The sequence below is a fragment of the Treponema sp. OMZ 798 genome (genome assembly GCF_024181385.1).
GTDB lineage: Bacteria > Spirochaetota > Spirochaetia > Treponematales > Treponemataceae > Treponema_B.
In genome coordinates this window covers 1,823,778-1,840,507 of record NZ_CP051305.1, presented here as the reverse complement: position 1 = coordinate 1,840,507, position 16,730 = coordinate 1,823,778, and the positions used below count along the sequence as shown (strand labels likewise).

Annotated in this window: 14 protein-coding genes; 8 read left to right on the top strand and 6 right to left on the bottom strand. The window is 41.0% G+C overall.

Annotated elements, in window-relative coordinates:
* Positions 1-5 precede the first annotated feature (5 nt).
* Positions 6-803 (bottom strand): TIGR00282 family metallophosphoesterase, encoded by a 798-nt coding sequence (locus E4O07_RS08600; protein WP_253685040.1) that lies wholly within the window; start codon positions 801-803, stop codon positions 6-8.
* Between the two features lie 32 nt (positions 804-835).
* Positions 836-1,684 (bottom strand): TatD family hydrolase, encoded by an 849-nt coding sequence (locus E4O07_RS08595; RefSeq protein WP_371921916.1) that lies wholly within the window; start codon positions 1,682-1,684, stop codon positions 836-838.
* 56 nt (positions 1,685-1,740) lie between these two features.
* On the opposite strand from E4O07_RS08595, the gene E4O07_RS08590 reads away from it, so the two are divergent.
* Complete coding sequence (locus E4O07_RS08590) at positions 1,741-1,953, top strand: hypothetical protein (RefSeq protein WP_253685038.1); 213 nt, start codon at positions 1,741-1,743, stop codon at positions 1,951-1,953.
* 63 nt (positions 1,954-2,016) lie between these two features.
* Here the strand turns inward: E4O07_RS08590 and efp are convergent, their stop codons facing one another.
* Complete coding sequence (gene efp, locus E4O07_RS08585) at positions 2,017-2,580, bottom strand: elongation factor P (RefSeq protein ID WP_253678269.1); 564 nt, start codon at positions 2,578-2,580, stop codon at positions 2,017-2,019.
* A 105-nt stretch (positions 2,581-2,685) separates the two neighbouring features.
* Here efp and argS point away from each other — a divergent pair, with 105 nt between their 5' ends.
* Positions 2,686-4,458 carry an arginine--tRNA ligase gene (argS, locus tag E4O07_RS08580; protein ID WP_253685037.1) on the top strand — a complete coding sequence of 591 codons (1,773 nt, stop codon included), beginning with the start codon at positions 2,686-2,688 and terminating at the stop codon, positions 4,456-4,458.
* A 110-nt stretch (positions 4,459-4,568) separates the two neighbouring features.
* Entirely contained in the window at positions 4,569-5,435 is an 867-nt protein-coding gene (locus tag E4O07_RS08575; protein WP_253685036.1) for a ComFC family protein, read from the top strand.
* Between the two features lie 3 nt (positions 5,436-5,438).
* Here E4O07_RS08575 and radC read toward each other — a convergent pair whose 3' ends face one another.
* Genes radC through asnS form a run of 3 tightly spaced genes read right to left on the bottom strand, consistent with a single transcriptional unit; the run spans position 5,439 to position 9,049 of the window.
* A complete protein-coding gene (radC, locus tag E4O07_RS08570; RefSeq protein ID WP_253685035.1) occupies positions 5,439-6,116 on the bottom strand; it encodes a RadC family protein in 678 nt (225 codons plus the stop codon).
* 50 nt (positions 6,117-6,166) lie between these two features.
* Positions 6,167-7,600, bottom strand: coding sequence for a D-alanyl-D-alanine carboxypeptidase family protein (locus tag E4O07_RS08565; protein ID WP_253685034.1), 1,434 nt, complete (start codon positions 7,598-7,600; stop codon positions 6,167-6,169).
* 27 nt (positions 7,601-7,627) lie between these two features.
* Positions 7,628-9,049: an asparagine--tRNA ligase gene (asnS, locus tag E4O07_RS08560; RefSeq protein WP_253685033.1), complete on the bottom strand. Its 1,422-nt coding sequence runs from the start codon at positions 9,047-9,049 to the stop codon at positions 7,628-7,630.
* Positions 9,050-9,185: 136 nt separating this feature from the next.
* Here asnS and E4O07_RS08555 point away from each other — a divergent pair, with 136 nt between their 5' ends.
* The 5 genes from E4O07_RS08555 (at position 9,186) to E4O07_RS08535 (ending at position 16,675) form a co-directional block, all read left to right on the top strand.
* Entirely contained in the window at positions 9,186-10,157 is a 972-nt protein-coding gene (locus E4O07_RS08555) for a hypothetical protein (RefSeq protein ID WP_253685032.1), read from the top strand.
* A 35-nt stretch (positions 10,158-10,192) separates the two neighbouring features.
* Complete coding sequence (locus E4O07_RS08550; protein WP_253685031.1) at positions 10,193-11,968, top strand: dihydroorotate dehydrogenase; 1,776 nt, start codon at positions 10,193-10,195, stop codon at positions 11,966-11,968.
* Positions 11,969-12,148: 180 nt separating this feature from the next.
* The gene (locus tag E4O07_RS08545) at positions 12,149-13,171 is read left to right on the top strand and encodes an ABC transporter permease subunit (RefSeq protein WP_253685030.1); all 1,023 of its coding nucleotides are present in this window, start codon (positions 12,149-12,151) and stop codon (positions 13,169-13,171) included.
* Between the two features lie 3 nt (positions 13,172-13,174).
* Positions 13,175-14,674 carry an ABC transporter permease subunit gene (locus tag E4O07_RS08540; protein ID WP_253685029.1) on the top strand — a complete coding sequence of 500 codons (1,500 nt, stop codon included), beginning with the start codon at positions 13,175-13,177 and terminating at the stop codon, positions 14,672-14,674.
* A gap of 63 nt (positions 14,675-14,737) precedes the next feature.
* The gene (locus E4O07_RS08535; RefSeq protein WP_253685028.1) at positions 14,738-16,675 is read left to right on the top strand and encodes an extracellular solute-binding protein; all 1,938 of its coding nucleotides are present in this window, start codon (positions 14,738-14,740) and stop codon (positions 16,673-16,675) included.
* The last annotated feature ends 55 nt before the right edge of the window (positions 16,676-16,730 follow it).

The window sequence follows — 16,730 nt, the reverse complement described above, 5'->3', positions numbered from 1 at the left end:
ATGTTCTATGCGCTGATTTGAATTCTTTTTACTGAAACGGCTTTTTTTGTTTCGATATCTATTTCTGCAACTAAGCCGCAAAATATTGCAAGCCCGTCTTCAAGAACCTCTACACGCTGGGGTACCTGACTCTTTGTTCTTGTTATTGCCGTAAAGGGACTGCCGCCTATTACGGATTCTTTTGCGCCTATCATTCCGAGGTCGGTAATATAGGCTGTACCGTTCGGTAAAATTCTTTCATCTGCCGTTTGGGTGTGAGTATGAGTCCCTGCAAAAAGCGAGACACGCCCGTCAACATAGAATGCGAGAGCCTCTTTTTCCATTGTGGACTCTGCATGGAAGTCTATGATATTAATCGACTCGGATAAATCGTCATCGCTTTGCGATGAAAAAAGAGAATCTATAGTTTGAAAGGGGCAGTCGATAGCCCTCATGTTTTCCCTTCCTTGAAGATTTATAACGCTGTATTTTATTCCGTTTTTTTCGATAAGGGCGAGCCCGGACCCTTGAGCCAGGGGAAAATTGTGAGGCCGTAAAACCCTTTTATCCTTACCGAAGTTCATCCGGATTTCGAATCTTTCAAGCGTGTGGTTTCCGCCGGTTATAACGTCTACGCCTGCATTAAAAAAAGCCTCAGTTTGATCTTCTTTTATGCCTACACCGTGGGCCGTGTTTTCTCCGTTTACCACACAAAAATCTATTTTTTCTTTTTCTATTATAAAGGGCAAATGTTTTTGCAAGGTTTCAAGACCTAAGTTTCCGCAAACATCTCCGCCCATAAAAATTCTTATAAATTGTTTCATATGGCTTATTTTAAAATAAGATTAAAAAAAAATCAATTACCTTTAACGTTGACATTACGTTTAAAATCGATACTGTATGCTTTTTTAAAATTTTCAAAGATGGAAACCTTTAAATCTTCCGTATAATTTTTGTAATTTTGCTCATCATAGTTTAAAAAACCTGCTGACTCAGCCCGTATTTCTGCAAGCTCGGAAAATACTTTTTTTATATCTGTAGGAAGTGAAAATTTTTCTTCTTTTAATCTCATGTATGGTGCATCCGTTTCGGTTAAGATTCTATTTTCTTCTAAATTTGCTGCCGTTTCAATTTGTGTTTTTTGTCCGCGTAACAGGCCCTTACCGATACAAAAATAGGCATTTACGCCTTTTTTTAAAAGCGACCTTGCTTCGTTTACAGAACCTGCCCATCCGTGAAAGATAACCGCATTTATTTTTTTTATAGTCTTTACATCGTCGAATATGAGGTGTAAACCTTTTCGGCAGTGTACGACTATTGGGAGTCCCGATTTTAAGGCAAGCTCCAATTGTACCTTCCATACTTTTTTTTGCTCTTCCAAGGCGCTTTTATAGTGCTCATTGAATAGATCGAAACCGCATTCTCCTATTGCCGCTATTTTTTTTGAGCTTATAAGTTTTTCTAAATAGGGGATTTCGTTTTCTATCGGGCATTGAGGATGCACTCCGAAAGAAAGGATAAAATTCCCTGTATTTTCCCTGCATAGTTTTTCTTGAACCTCAAAACGGCCTGCTTCATTTGCAGAAGCACAAAAAAATATTTCCTTATCAAAGGTTTTAAAAATCGGGTTTTCTATATTTTGAGAATCTAATTCTTCGATTGTGTCTAAAATATGGACATGGGCATCGGTATACATGGAAATCATTATATCCTAAAGGTCTTATTTTGTATACCGAAAATATTACTATACGGAGGGAAAGTATGAAATTATATTCGATAAAAACTACTCAAGGCGATGCCTCATATTGTACGATTTTACAAGAAACCGATGCCGGATACATCCTGCGTATTTGTATGGATAAGGAAGGCTATCAAAAGGTAAGTGAAGATTTTATAGAAAAAGATCTTTTTGATATGTGCGTCCGCACCGGCTACATTCACGAGCTTTCAGAATCAGCTTCCGTAGTAGCTTAAGCTTCATTTAATAAGACGGTAATTAAGGGGAAGCCTCTTAACTACCGTCCTTTTCTGTAAGGGTTAGTTATTAACTCTTTCCTGATATTCGTTTGTTTCGGTATTTACGAGAATTTTTTCGCCCTGCTTAATAAAAAGCGGAACTCTTACTACAAGGCCTGTTTCAGTAACGATGGGCTTTGTTGCTCCCGAAACGGTATCTCCCTTTATATAGTTTTCGCTTTGCTCAACAATGAAGATCATCTTTGTGGGAATCCTTACATCGATAGGTTCATTTTCCCATATAAGAATATCGTACTCATCTCCCTCTCTTAGATAGTGCTCCTTGTCTCCTACTGTCTCGGCAGGTACGGAAATGGATTCAAAACTCTCCGTATCCATGAACATAAACAGATCTCCGTCCTTGTACTGATACTGACATTTGTGGGTATCTACTACTGCATCTTCAACTGTGTCTGCCGTTTTGATTGTCTGCATCAAAACAGAGCCGTCTCTTAAATTCTTCATTTTAACACGGGCAAAGGCCGCTCCCTTTCCGGGGTTTACAAATTCCCGTTCAACAACCAAATAGGGAGTACCCTTATTGAGCAAAACCGTGCCCTTAGCTATGTCTCCGCCTCTAATCATATTTCACCTCATTAAAAATTGTGGGTAATTCTAGCATTTTTGGCATTTTTATGCAAGCAGAACCCGATTGAAAACTTTCAAAAAATACGGTATAATCCGTCTATTATGGAAGATATTAAAACTACATGGCAAAAAATCATTGCCGATGCCTTAAACGGGATTGCTCCCGAAAATTGCGATAAGATTTTACCCGAAAATATAAATATAGAAACTCCTCCCAACCCTGAGATGGGGGATGCGGCCTTTCCTCTTTTTAGCTTTGCAAAGAGCTTTAAAACGGCTCCGGCTAAGATTGCTTCAGATGTCTGTGCCCGTCTTTTGGAAAACGAGACAATAAAAAAATACGGAACGCCTAAGGCTGTAGGACCATATTTAAACGTCTTTTTTGACAAGGGAGACGTGGCCTCGAATGTTTTGGACAAGGTTCTAAGTCAAAAAGAAAACTACGGGAAAACTTCTTCTCTTTCAGGCAAGAGAATTATGATTGAGTTTTCAAGCCCGAATACGAATAAGCCCCTCCACTTGGGGCACCTCCGTAACGATGCTCTGGGTGAAAGTATTTCGCGTATTTTAAAATTTTGCGGGGCAGATGTTTTTAAGGTAAACATTATAAACGATCGGGGCGTTCATATCTGTAAGTCCATGATAGCCTACCAAAAATTCGGCGAAGGAAAAACTCCTGAAAGCGAAAATATAAAGTCAGACCGCTTTGTAGGCGATATGTATGTCGCCTTCCATAAATACAGTGAGCAAAATCCTGAAAAGGCCGAGGCCGAGGCGAAGCAGATGCTTTTGGATTGGGAGGCCGGAAAGAATTCGGAACTCATCAATCTTTGGAAGATGATGAACGGCTGGGCTATAGGCGGCATTCAGGAAACCTATAAGAGAACCGGCATCTCCTTCGATAAGCTTTATTATGAAAGCGAAACTTACCTAAAAGGAAAAGATCAGATTTTAAAAGGTTTGGAGCGTGGAGTTTTTTATAAGGAAGAAGACGGCTCCGTTTGGGTTGACCTTGCTCCCATCAAGCTCGACAAAAAAGTATTGCTGAGGAGCGACGGCACTTCTCTTTACATGACACAGGATATAGGAACTGCAATTTCCCGCCACAAGGACTGGCCCTTTAACCAAATGATCTATGTTGTAGGAAATGAGCAGGAGTATCATTTTCAAGTTCTTTTCTATGTTTTAAAACAACTCGGTTTTGAATGGGCTCGCGACCTATACCACCTTTCTTACGGAATGGTAAACCTGCCTGAGGGAAAAATGAAAAGCCGCGAGGGTACGGTAGTGGATGCCGATGACCTTATCAACTCTCTTCAAGATGAGGCTCTAAAAAAAATCGAAGAAAACGGAAGAGAAAAGGAAGTGGGAGCTGCTTCAGCGGCTGCCGAAAAGATTGCAGTAGGCGCTCTGCATTATTTTCTATTACAGGTAAGTCCCAAAAAAGATATGCTCTTTAATCCTAAGGAATCTCTTTCCTTTACCGGAAACACAGGCCCCTATCTTCAATACATGGGAGCCCGAATTTCTTCCATATTAAGAAAGGCAGAAACTGACGAGGGCAAAGAAAAATTAAAGAACGGAAAACCGGATGCTTCCCTTTTGACCCACGAATCCGAATGGGCTCTTTTAAAAACCTTGGAGGACTTCCCCGAACAGGTTGAACGGGCTGCCTTAAAAAAGGATCCGACGGCTCTTACTTCCTATCTTTACGAACTTTCAAAAGCCTTCAGCCGCTTCTACCGCGATTGCCCGATTCTTTCAGGAGAAACGGCAGATCTTTCTTATACAAGAATGGAATTGGCAAGGGCAACAAAGATAGTGCTTCAAAACGCAATGAACCTCGTGCTCATTCCCTTTATGGAAGTAATGTAGACGTTCCGTAAAAAGTAAATACTCCGTTTAATTTTTTTTTAAGAATTTTTAAAATATACTAAAAGACTCATAAAATTAAGATAATACTTATAGGAAGGAGAAGTATTATCATGATAAAAAGATTTAAATTAGAGGCGTTGACTTTTCTGAGGAATATTTATGCCCGTATAATTTGTCCTCAGGTTTGTTTCTTTTGCGGGGAAGAAACGGGAACCGGTATTCCGCTTTGCGGTAAGTGTTTGCAAAAAGAAATTACCGAGCCTGTTTTGTTCCGGCTTAAATACCCGGAAAAGTTTTGCTCTTCTTGCGGAAAGATTTTAATTTCCGAAAAGGAGCTTTGCACAAATTGCAGGGCTAAATTACGGGAAAAAAATGAAGAAGGGGCAGGAGAAAAAACGAATGAGCAAGAAACTGAAAAAAAAGAGGGTAGTGCAAAGCTGCTTTCTCTTCAATCCGATTTTGTAAAAAGGGTTTACACCCTCTATCCTTACAAGGGCAGGGGCGGCGAGCTTTTACGCTTGTGGAAAAATCAAAACATGAGAGGCTTTGCAGAAATTTATGCTTCTGCCCTTGCTGCCTTTATTGAAGGGAGTCTTGAGCTTCAAAACATTCCTATGGTGCCGGTTCCGCCCCGTCCTAAAAAGATTAAAAACAAGGGCTGGGATCAAATAGAAGATCTCTCCGTCTATTTGGAACATTTGTATAATCTTCCTATTCTCCGCTGCTTAAAGCGGAAGGACGGGGCTTCCCAAAAAAGCCTTTCCCGCGAAAAACGGGCAAGCAACCTAAAAGGAAAGATTTTTTTAAAACAAAAAAAGCGGCTTTTACAATCCAAGGATTTAAAACCCGCCTTGCCCGAAAAGCTCATCATCTTGGACGATGTTATGACCACGGGAGCAACCCTTAACTTTTGTGCTGCGGCCTTAAAAGAAGGAGGCTGCAAAGAAGTAATCGGGCTCTGCCTCTTTTTCGATTAGAGCTTACATATCCAATCTCATGCCGCTTTGCACAAAACTGAAAAAATTTCCGTTGGGCACCAAGATTATGTGATCCAAAAGCTTGATGCCTAAAATTTTTCCTGCCTCGTAGATGCGGTGTGTCAGCTCCATATCTTCACTTGAAGGTTCCAAATTTCCCGAAGGATGATTATGGGCTGCAATTATTGCAGCCGCCCTGTCCTTTAGCGGATCGGAATAAACCTCACGCGGATGCACAATCGTTCTGTTTATTGTACCGACACTTACAACACGGGTTGCAATAATTTCGTTTGCTCCGTTTAAGGAAACGCAGATAAAATGCTCCCTGTCCCTCCCTGCATAGTGCTGCAAGAGCGGAACAACATCGGTCGGGTGCGAAATCGTTCGGTTCTTATTGTCGTAATACCTCCTTCCCAATTCCATGGCAGCAAGAACCGTTGAAATCTTTGAATCTCCCATCCCGCGGATAGAGCGCAGATAGCCCTCAATTTTTTCAGGCCTTGCCCTGTCGATGTGGAGAATAATGTCCTCGGCCAATTCTTTTACGGGTTTATCCTTAATGCCTGTGCGTAAAAGAATGGCCACCAAATCAGAGTCGCTTAAATTCTGAGGCCCGTACTCTAAAAGCCTTTCCCTCATATCGGGTTTGTCCGTAACGGATAAATTTTTATAGCCTATCATCAATTATGTTGTATGTATTATTTGAAATATTTACTATTCTTTTACAAAAATTATCTAAAAAAACCGTCTATAAATTTTCTAAAAGATGAGCCATCTTTTATATCGATAGGGCAGAGCAGGGGTATGGTTTTTAGGATCAGGCCCGAATCTTTGATACGGTATTCCATAGAACCGATTTGCCGGCCTGCAGAAATAGGAGCCTTTATTGTTTCGGGTAGATTGATGACTCTTTCTATATGCCTCTCATCGTTTTTAAACACGGTAAGATAATCTTGCGAAAAATCCAAATTTGCAGGGACGGGAATAATTGCGGAATTTTTTGCGTTTAGGTTTGAGCCAAGTACCTTTACGGTTTTTTCGATTTTGTTGTACTCCTTTATATCGAAGCTTGCAAAATTATCGAATGCAAAGTTCATAAGCTTAATCGAATTTTGCTCTCTTGTGGAGATTCCTTCTTTTAAGTTTTTCCAATGGCCGCCCAAGATAACCGCAATAAAACGCTCACCGTTTTTTTGAGCTGTAAGCGAAATATTAAAACCCGACTCGTAAATAAAGCCTGTTTTTAAGCCGTCACAGCCTTCCAGTTTTTTTAAAAGAGTATTGGTAGCAGGCTTTGTAATTTGAAACTGTTTTAAGCCTGAGGAATTTTTTTTGATAAGAATATTGTGCTTTTGGGGATAGCTTATCTCATTTAGCGAATGAAATTTTTTTAGGTTTTCGGGATAGCGTTTTAAATAATGAAGAGAAAATAGGGCAAAGTCCTTGGCAGTGGTTTGGTTCTTTTCGCTTAAGCCCGAAGAGTCCTCAAAGCAGGTGGATTTTAAACCCATCTTTTTGACGGCCTCGTTCATTTTAAGCGTAAACTTTTTAAGGCTTCCTTCAGTAAGGATGGCTGCGGCAAGGGCTGCATCATTCCCGGAACAAACGGTCATTCCTCTTATCAATTCTTCTACGGTCAAAGTTTGATTTTCTCCCAAGCCCATCCATGCAGCCCCGCGAGGTAAAAAAACGGCCCAGGCCTCCTTAGGCGGACTGACCCTCTTTTTCAAATTTTGAAATTCGGGATTTTGCAGCATGGTATAAATCGTTACCAGCTTTGTAAGGGAGGCCGGAGGAATTTGTTTTTCTGCATTGTGTTCCGCCAAAATTGTTCCTGTTTTTGCATGAATAAGAATATAGGCTTCCGCATCGATTTGAGGTAATTCGATATCGGCCGGTTTTACCGCAGCTGCAGAAGGCGGTTTTTGAACGGGTAAAAGATTTTCGATGGAATTAAGGGGCGGAAACTCGGCATTGAATTTATGCTCTTTGTAAAAAATATCAAGAGCTCTTTCAACCTGTTCGTAAGAAATTTGAAGAGGCTCGGCCTTTTTTAATTCGGAAACATGAAAAAAAACGAAACCTGCAAAGCTTAAAACACAAAAAAGCACAGCCGCAAAGAGGATAAAAATACATTTTAAAATTCTTTTTGAGCTGTGCTTCATTTTAAAGCTTAATTTGTATTAAAATAATTAGAACTCTGCCAATTTAGGTGCTCGGGGGAAGGGGATAACGTCCCTTATGTTTCCCATACCCGTAACATAGAGGAGGAGCCTTTCAAAGCCGAGGCCGAATCCCGAATGAGGAACGGTTCCGTATCGGCGGAGATCAAGGTACCACCAATAGTCTTCTTCTCTCAATCCCAGTTCCTTAATTCTGCCTTGCAAAATATCTAGGTTTTCTTCCCTTTCGGAACCCCCGATGATTTCGCCCAAGCCCGGAACAAGCACATCCATGCCCCTTACCGTTTTTCCGTCCTCGTTTAACTTCATATAAAAGGACTTAATCTCCTTGGGATAGTCGGTAACGATTACGGGACCCTTATATACTTCTTCGGTTAAAAACCTTTCATGTTCGCTTTGGAGATCGCAGCCCCAGTAGGGCTTAAACTCGAAGCGGTCAAGGTGCTTTTCAAGTTCGGCTATAGCTTCGGTATAGGTAAGACGGGTGAAAGGCGTGTTTACGACATTTTTAAGCATTTCGATAAGCCCTTTTTTGATTCTCGAATCAAAGAATTCCAAATCTTCCCTGCACTTTTCCAGTGCCCATTTTAAAAGGTAGACGATAAAGTCTTCCGCCAACTCCATGTTCTCCTTTATCGTAAAGAAGGACATTTCGGGCTCTACCATCCAGAACTCTGCAAGGTGGCGGCTTGTGTTCGAGTTTTCCGCCCTAAAGGTCGGGCCGAATGTGTAAATGCGCGAAAGGGCCGTCGCATAGGTTTCTCCCTCCAACTGTCCCGAAACGGTCAGGTTGGTCTGCTTGCCGAAAAAGTCTTGAGAATAATCTATTTTAAAGGAATCGGGATCTTTTTTATCTTTTAGAGCTTTTTTTACAGTTTCTTCTATGTCGAAGGTGGTAACATGGAACATCTCGCCGGCACCCTCGCAATCCGAACCCGTAATAATAGGCGTATGCACATATTGAAAACCTCTTTCCTGAAAAAAGGTGTGAATTGCATAGGCCATCTGGCTTCTCATTCGGGCGACTGCCCCGAAGGTATTTGTGCGGGCTCTTAAATGAGCTTTCTCCCGTAAAAATTCCATGGTATGATGTTTCTTTTGTAAAGGATATTTTTCCTGATCGGCATCACCGAAAATATGGATATTATTAGCCTGAAGCTCAACACTCTGTCCCGCAGCCGGTGAGGGAACAAGATTACCTGAAACCTTTACCGAAACTCCGGTGCCGGCTTTCTTTAAGAGAGCTTCCGTATTATTATCGAGTCCCTTATCCCTGTCAAATGCTGCCTGAATGGAGGCAAAACAAGAGCCGTCATTGATCTCGATAAAAACCAAATTCTTGGTTTCCCGCTTTGTGCGAACCCAGCCGTAAACATCGATAGCTTGGCCTTTTGGTTCTGAGGTTAAAATATCTTTAATTAAATGTATCATAATAGATATATTATATGGTAAATTTTTATTCTGTCAAGCATTAAAGCACTTTAAGCCTATCTTGACCCCTATTATGCAATGTGATAGAATTAAGCGGTATAAACTTAACTTGAGCAATAACTGAGGAGCTTAATTGATGAAGAATTTTTTATTGTGCCTTCTTTCTTTTCTTTTGTTTTTATTGCCGATTAATGCACAAGATTCAAGTATTGGTAATGAAGATATACCTCAACAAAAAAATCAAGGCAGTGAGTATATAACTAACATAAACTTTATAGCAACATGGCCTCCACAAGCCTTGCTTGGTGTAAATCAGAATTTTAAAATTCCTTTAATGAGGTTTGATAATCCATTGATGAAAGATAATCATATCAACTTTAAAATAGGAGCGGAAATTAGTCCTGTAAGCTTAGGAGCCGTTACGGGAATTACCTGGGTTCCTGTTGCTTTTATGGAGTTATATACCGAGGCAACTGTAGGCTCGGGCTGGAATATTCCTGTCAAGCCCAAGGACATTATCGGCATAGGCATTAATGAAAACGATTCAGGAAAAACTCATAAAAAAAACCTTGTTTTGACAAATGCCGTTTACTCTTTCTCATTAGGCGGAGCCTTACAGTTTGATCTGGGTGCTGTAATCCCTCATGATTGGAGTCATGTGGTTTTCCGTATGGATCAATATGCCCTTTACCATGCCATGACCGGTGTATCACCTGAAACTTCTTGGATTTATAAAGATGACAGCGGACAAAATCGTAACGGCTGGAAATATCAGGCTTCCTATTTAATAGGGTATAAGATGCCTATCTTTCTTGACCTTGCGGCTTTAAAGATCGATACCGAAAAAAAATTATATGCGTCTCCTAAAGACTTAGATAGAAAGACTTGGGGTGAAGACCTTATTTATACCACCTTCGGCCCCATAATCAACTTTAACATAAAAAAAGATTATAACATCCTTCTTTTGGCTCAGTGGCACACAAAGCCGCTTTATAAAGGCGGCAGCAATGATGATTTTTACCAAACAAGGATTCTCGATACCGATAAAAAAACTTATGTAAAGTTTTACCAAGTTGGTATTATCTTTCATATGAATATTAAGAGATAAAAAACTGATGGGGAAAAATTAACGGAGAGTGTTCAATGAAAAACAAGGCAGAAATAATACAAAAAATTAAAAATGCAGGTACGGCAGCGAGAGAAGGAAGGGCAGAACCCGTTCTTGCAACGGTTTCGGGTGTACTTTCGACAAAGCCCCATCTGATAAGGTACTGTGCCGATGAGCTGGGCTTCGGTCTTGTTACTACAAAGAGCTTTCAGGTGCTGCCCAATCCGGGAAACCGCGAGCCCATCCTTTGTGAGCCCGAATTGGGGTGCTTCGGGAATTCCGTAGGTCTTCGTAACTGCGGAATGGAACAGGCCGTAAAAGAACTTAAAGAGCTCCGCTCCTCTTGGAAGACTAACGCAATTTTAAATGTTTCTCTTTCGGCCTCAAATCCCGAAGATTTTATCAGTCTTGTGAAGGGCTTTGAAGAATTAGCCGACACCTTTGAGCTTAACTTTTCTTGTCCCCATGCTTCGGCTGGTTTCGGCGCCTCCATAGGCTGCGACCCTGCGATTGCTAGCGGATACGTAAGGGCCTTAAAAAAAGCTCTGCCGGATTGTACTGTTCCTATCTTTGTAAAATTAACCCCAAATGTTGAAGATATAGGAGCTATAGCTTCCTCCGTAATCGAAGCCGGAGCAGACGGAATCACGGCCATCAACACCGTAGGCCCAAAAGTTTATATTGAACCCCATTCAGGCAAGCCAATCTTGCAAAATAAACTGGGAGGAAAGGGCGGTATGAGCGGCTCATGGGTGTTTCCGAGAGCTTTAGAATGTATTAGCGATATACGGAAGGCTGTCGGGGAAGAAATTCCTATAATCGGAATGGGCGGCGTTATGTCCGGAGCTCAGGCTGCCGGGCTTGTCAGGGCCGGAGCCGATGTAGTCGGAATCGGGTCTGCCTGCGGTATGCTTGAACAGGACGATTTAAAACCTTTTTTTAAGGCCTTGGCCTCGGATGCTCTAAACTGCATACGCGGAAAAGAAACCGATAAAACATCCTCTTTTTTACGCAAAAAAAAGGCCTTGGACTATGAAGCTAAAACCATCGTAAAAATCGAAAAAGAAAGTGAAGATATCGTCATAATTACCCTAAACGGAAAGTGTAAATTCGAAGCGGGACAGTTTGTCTTTTTGTGGATTCCGGGAGTTGGAGAAAAGCCCTTTTCGCTTGCTGAACCCGATCCTATCAGCCTTATCATAAAAAAACGCGGCCCCTTTACCGAGGCTCTTTTTGAGCTCAAAGAAGGAGATACAATCTATATGCGCGGGCTTTACGGCAAGGGAATAAGGCCTCCCAAGACCGAAAATGCCCTTTTAATTGCAGGAGGAACCGGTATTGCAGTCCTTCCGGCCCTAGCAAAACGCTTAAAAAAACAGGGAACAACGGTTTCGTCTTATGTAGGAACTTCAGGAGAAATTAAAAATGGAGAGCCCAACGGTATCGAAAAAATTCTTATTGAATGCGGTGCCTATAAAAAAGTAGCCGATAAGGGCGTAGTAGGCAGGGTGCTGAACCAATTTCAAAAAGACAATATTGAAGAGAATACCGGCCTTCCGATTCAGGGAAAAGCCGAAAGCATGGGTAAACTTGAGTTTTTTTCTGCCTATCTGGTCGGGCCTATGATTTTTATGAGGAGGGCTTCCGAAATCCTTTTAAAAATGGGAGTGCGTAAATCTCAGATTTTTATGTCCCTAGAAATGAACACAATGTGCGGAGTAGGCATTTGCGGCGAATGTTCTTGCGGAAATATCTTGACGTGTAAAAAGGGGACCTTTGTCAGCCTTGACCAAATTGATGATTTTTATTAATAAAAAATTATGGCTTATAGGGTAAAAAATTGTTTGAACTATAGACTTTTTTTTTACATTATGATAATATTCCGAACGTCTAAGTATGCGCATTCCTTCCCTCATATTATAATAATCAAACCGGTATAATTTGGTTAGGATTTGTCGTATATTAGTATCTTGGTTTTATGGAGCTTTATAATGAATAACTATTTCGTTAGGCGTGCGTTATTGATTATTCCTACCTTCATAGGAATTACTCTGGTTGTTTTTGCAATTACACGTGCCGTACCCGGTGGGCCTGTCGAGCAGACCTTAAATCAACTTATTTTTGGCCTGGAAGGTAAGAATACTAACAAGGATGTAAAAAATGCCAGTGCTCTCAAAGCGGAAATTGAAAAAGAGCTTAGAGCCTATTACGGTTTTGATAAACCCTGGTATATTTCTTATGTTCAATGGATGGGTAAGGTGCTTAGAGGTGACTTAGGCCGTTCGACTAAATACGGAGATAGAGTCATAGATATGGTCGGTTCCCGTATTCCTATTTCATTGCGTTTCGGCCTTATCTCGCTGATATTAACCTATTCGGTTTGTATACCTTTGGGAATGTCCAAGGCCCTTAAGCATAAAACCGTATCTGATAACATTTCATCATTTATAATAATAATCACTTATGCTTTACCCAGCTATGTTGTTGCCATTATTATCCTCACCGTATTTTCTTTTAGGCTTAATATCTTCCCTTCAGGAGGTTTGTACTCCAGAAACTATGCCGAACTTTCGTTTTTCGGTAAATTGGGTGATAATTTTATGCACATGTTCTTGCCTATGGTTGCTTATACCTTGGGCAGTTTTGCAACCCTTACAATAGCCACCAAAAATTATCTGATGGAAAATATGGCATCCGACTATGTTAAGACGGCTGTCGCAAAGGGTAGAACCTTTAAGGATGCCCTATGGAAACATGCTTTTAGAAACAGTATGATTCCTGTAGCTGCCGGATTGGGCGGTATTTTAGGTGTTTTCTTTGCCGGTGCCTTCCTTATCGAAAAGATATTTAATATAAACGGAATGGGCTTTTTAGGTTTTAAGGCCTTGGAAGAAAGAGATTATGCCATTGTTTTAGGAACCCTTGTTATAACCTCCCTTGTTTCAATGGTGTCAAACATATTAAGCGACTTTATCGTATCACTTGTTGATCCGCGAATTAAACTTGGAAGGTAAATTATGACTAAGGCAGATACAAACAAAGATTTTTTTAGTAAATTAAAAGCTTCATGGCAATTGTTTAGAGAAAGAATGGCTTTAAGCCCTCTTACAAAAATGCGTTTGCACAGATTTAAGCAGATTAAGCGTGCAAGAATTTCTCTTATGTTCATTTTGGTAACTTACATCATTTCTCTTTTTTCGGAACTCCTTATAAATAACCGTCCCATATTGATGAAAATTGACGGAAAGTTGTATTTCCCGACATATTCAAAGGTTCTTTATGCAACGGATTTCGGTTTACAGCTGCATAATGAGCTGGAACTTGATTATAGGGCTATTAAGCCTATCTTAAAAGAAACGGGACGCGGCTGGCTTATAATGCCTCCCGTTCCTTATAACCCCTATGAAACGGACTCAACTCCGGCTCCACTTTCTTTAAGCAATATCGGCTGCCCTGTAATGGGCTTGAGCTTAAACAAGCCCGGCGAAATGCCTTCTGATGATGCATCCGATTATAAATGGATTGATGTATCGGAAGTTGACGGCATAAGGGTTTCTCAAGATGAAGACGGCACCAAAAGATATGTCTGGATTAAATTTACGGAAAATCCCGACAAGGCCCGCCTTTCGGACTTTGCTTCCATCAAAAGAAAGTATCTGGGTATAGCTTGGAATAAAAAATCTTCGATTGAGTCTGAAGATCCTAAGGATTATACATGGTACAAAATAGGTACCGAAAAGGGAATTGCCCAGCCCGACGGCAAGTATACATGGGTTAGATTTGCTAAGGGCCGAAGCGGTGAAATGTATCCTCCTCTTGCTCCTTCTTTTAAGACAAAACACTTTTTGGGTACTGACAGTATCGGAAGGGATATTTTGGCCCGTCTTATCTACGCCTACCGCATATGTATGTCCTTCTCTCTATTGTTTGTATTTATTACCTATTTAATAGGTATTACAATCGGTATTTTGATGGGATATATCGGAGGAATGTTTGACACTCTCTTTCAAAGGTTTATCGAAATATGGGAACAAATACCTTTCTTGTATATAGTTATGATTTTAGGCTCAATTTTCCACCTTTCATTCGGCTGGCTCTTGCTTGTCTATCTGGTATTCGGCTGGTCCGGTAAGACTTGGGCAGCCCGAGCTATGACCTACCGTGAACGGGAAAGAGATTATGTTTTAGCTGCTAAGTCAATGGGTGCAAGTACTATGCGTATAGTTATGCTCCATATTTTGCCGAATATCATAGTTATAGTTATTACAGCCTTGCCCTTTGCAATCTCAGGCGGTATTTCGTCTTTAACAGGTTTGGATTATCTTGGATACGGCTTACGTCCGCCTACGCCTAGTTGGGGAGAATTATTGAGTATGGGAACTTCCATGTATAAGGATGCTCCTTGGATCTTAAGCTCGACTGTAACAGCCTTTGTTTTTGTTCTTATATTGATTACGTTTATCGGAGAAGGTTTACGAGAAGCCTTTGATCCTAAGCGTTATACTGTTTATAAATAGCTCTAAGAGAGGGCCCTTAGGTCCTTTCTGAGGCTAATTATATAAAAATTTAGGAGGAATCTTATGAAAAGATTTGTAAAGATTGGAACTATTTTAGTTGCACTTGCTATCGTTCTTACAAGCTGCTCTAAAGAAGGCGACTTAGCAAAATTGGGTCCTTCTGCCAGATACGAACACTTGCTGGCTGAAGAAGCTAAAAAAGTTCCCGATTTTAGTGTTAAGGTTATTGAAGACAAAAACCTTAAAGTTGAAGGCCTGCCCGAAGATGTCGTTTGGCTTACTGCAAACATGCCCGACTTCGGCTCCCCTCAGACAAAGAAGGGCGGTACTCTGCACCTTTCCGAATCCCAATATGCCGAAAACTACCGCTTTATCGGACCTCAGGGTAACCATTCTCAGAGAGACTATATGTATTCTTCTTCCGGCCTAATGTGGGCTTCCGATGAAACAAAGGATTGGTATCCCGTTGAATGTTCTCACTGGGCCTTCGGTGCCGACAATCAGACAGTTTACTACAAATTACGCGAAGAAATCAAATGGTCTGACGGAACTCCCTGTACAGCCGATGACTATGTATGGGCTTGGCAGATGTGGAATGATCCTCTCTTGGATGCTCCTTTCTACAATAAGTACGGTGCAAAATTTGAAGTTAAGAAGATCAACGATTATTGTATTGCAGTAAAGTGGCTTGAATCGGATAAGCTTACAAAATATGAGCTTATTGATAATACCAACTTTGTAGCTTACAATAAAAAATTCTTCAATAACGGACAGCTTTATAAGAACTGGCACGTTGACTTTAACTGGAAGTATTCTCCCACAATCCGACCCTATGTTTTGGATGAAGAAAAAACAATAAAGGGTGAAGTTCTTGTTTTAAAGAGGGTAAAGGACTGGTGGGGTGATTCTCTTCCCTATTTTAAAAACATGGCTAACTTTGATTATATCGAAATCAAGGTTATCACAGGCGGTGCAGATGTAGAAAAAGAGTACTTTTACAAGGGCGAGCTTGACATTTTCGGTTTAACCAGGGCTAAAGAATGGAACGAAGCTGCAACACAGCCCAACGTAACAAACGGCTATATCGACCGCTGGATCGGAAACTTTACTCCGACACAGGGTACTCAAGGCTGGTTTATGAACGTTACAAGCCCCTTCTTTAAAGATAAGAAGGTTAGAACAGCCATGTACTATGCCTTTGACATTCAGGGTATGATCGACAATATCTTGCAGGGCGAATTTAAACGATATCACAATATCGGTATCGGACAAGAATGGGCAGGATACAACTTTAACGACAATACTATCCGCAAGCCCGACTTTGATCCTGTCAAAGCAGGCGAGCTCCTTGCAGAAGCAGGCTATGATAAGCTTGGAAGCGACGGTATCCGTGTAAACAAAGAAGGCAAAAGAGCCAGCTTTGAACTCTTATATGGCGGTGCTTCAACTAATGAGCAGTTTGCTTACCTAAAAGAGCAGGCTAAAAAAGCCGGTGTCGAAATTGTCCTCAACCTTATGGAACAAGGATGGATACCCAAGGTCTTTGCAAAAGACTATGACATGGTTTCTTTAAGATGGACTTATAGGCTCCAGCCCACCTATTGGCAATTCTGGTCAAAAGAAAATGCCGAAAAAGAAGATACCAACAATATTTGGGGATATTGGAGTCCCGAAATGGAAGCCCTCCTTGCTGTTGAAAGCGATGACTCTGTTCCTATTTCTGAAAAGGCCGAAAACAACAAGAAGATTGAACGCCTTGTTCACGAAGAAGCTCTTGTAATCCCGAACTATTACACCGACTTTTACAGAACAGCTGCATGGAAGTGGATTAAGTTCCCTTCATGGGGTAACATGAAGTTCGTTAAGGGTGTACTTGGCGATACCATCTACAACTATGCTTGGTTTGATCCTGCTGTAAAAGAAGAGGTTGAAAAGGCCCGTGCCGAAGGCAAGGCTTTTGAACCTAAGATCTGGAAAAACAGTACAAGGTATGTTGAATAGTCCGGTAAACCGGATATAAAAAATATGGCAGTCCTGGCCTTCTTAACCGGAAGGT

Coding starts and splice junctions, on each gene's coding strand:
- asnS (WP_253685033.1), bottom strand. CDS start 9,049: ATGATACATTTAATTAAAGATATTTTAACCTCAGAACCAAAAGGCCAA.
- E4O07_RS08550 (WP_253685031.1), top strand. CDS start 10,193: ATGAAAAACAAGGCAGAAATAATACAAAAAATTAAAAATGCAGGTACG.
- argS (WP_253685037.1), top strand. CDS start 2,686: ATGGAAGATATTAAAACTACATGGCAAAAAATCATTGCCGATGCCTTA.
- E4O07_RS08575 (WP_253685036.1), top strand. CDS start 4,569: ATGATAAAAAGATTTAAATTAGAGGCGTTGACTTTTCTGAGGAATATT.
- E4O07_RS08535 (WP_253685028.1), top strand. CDS start 14,738: ATGAAAAGATTTGTAAAGATTGGAACTATTTTAGTTGCACTTGCTATC.
- E4O07_RS08565 (WP_253685034.1), bottom strand. CDS start 7,600: ATGAAGCACAGCTCAAAAAGAATTTTAAAATGTATTTTTATCCTCTTT.
- E4O07_RS08600 (WP_253685040.1), bottom strand. CDS start 803: ATGAAACAATTTATAAGAATTTTTATGGGCGGAGATGTTTGCGGAAAC.
- E4O07_RS08555 (WP_253685032.1), top strand. CDS start 9,186: ATGAAGAATTTTTTATTGTGCCTTCTTTCTTTTCTTTTGTTTTTATTG.
- radC (WP_253685035.1), bottom strand. CDS start 6,116: ATGATAGGCTATAAAAATTTATCCGTTACGGACAAACCCGATATGAGG.
- efp (WP_253678269.1), bottom strand. CDS start 2,580: ATGATTAGAGGCGGAGACATAGCTAAGGGCACGGTTTTGCTCAATAAG.
- E4O07_RS08545 (WP_253685030.1), top strand. CDS start 12,149: ATGAATAACTATTTCGTTAGGCGTGCGTTATTGATTATTCCTACCTTC.
- E4O07_RS08590 (WP_253685038.1), top strand. CDS start 1,741: ATGAAATTATATTCGATAAAAACTACTCAAGGCGATGCCTCATATTGT.
- E4O07_RS08595 (WP_371921916.1), bottom strand. CDS start 1,684: ATGATTTCCATGTATACCGATGCCCATGTCCATATTTTAGACACAATC.
- E4O07_RS08540 (WP_253685029.1), top strand. CDS start 13,175: ATGACTAAGGCAGATACAAACAAAGATTTTTTTAGTAAATTAAAAGCT.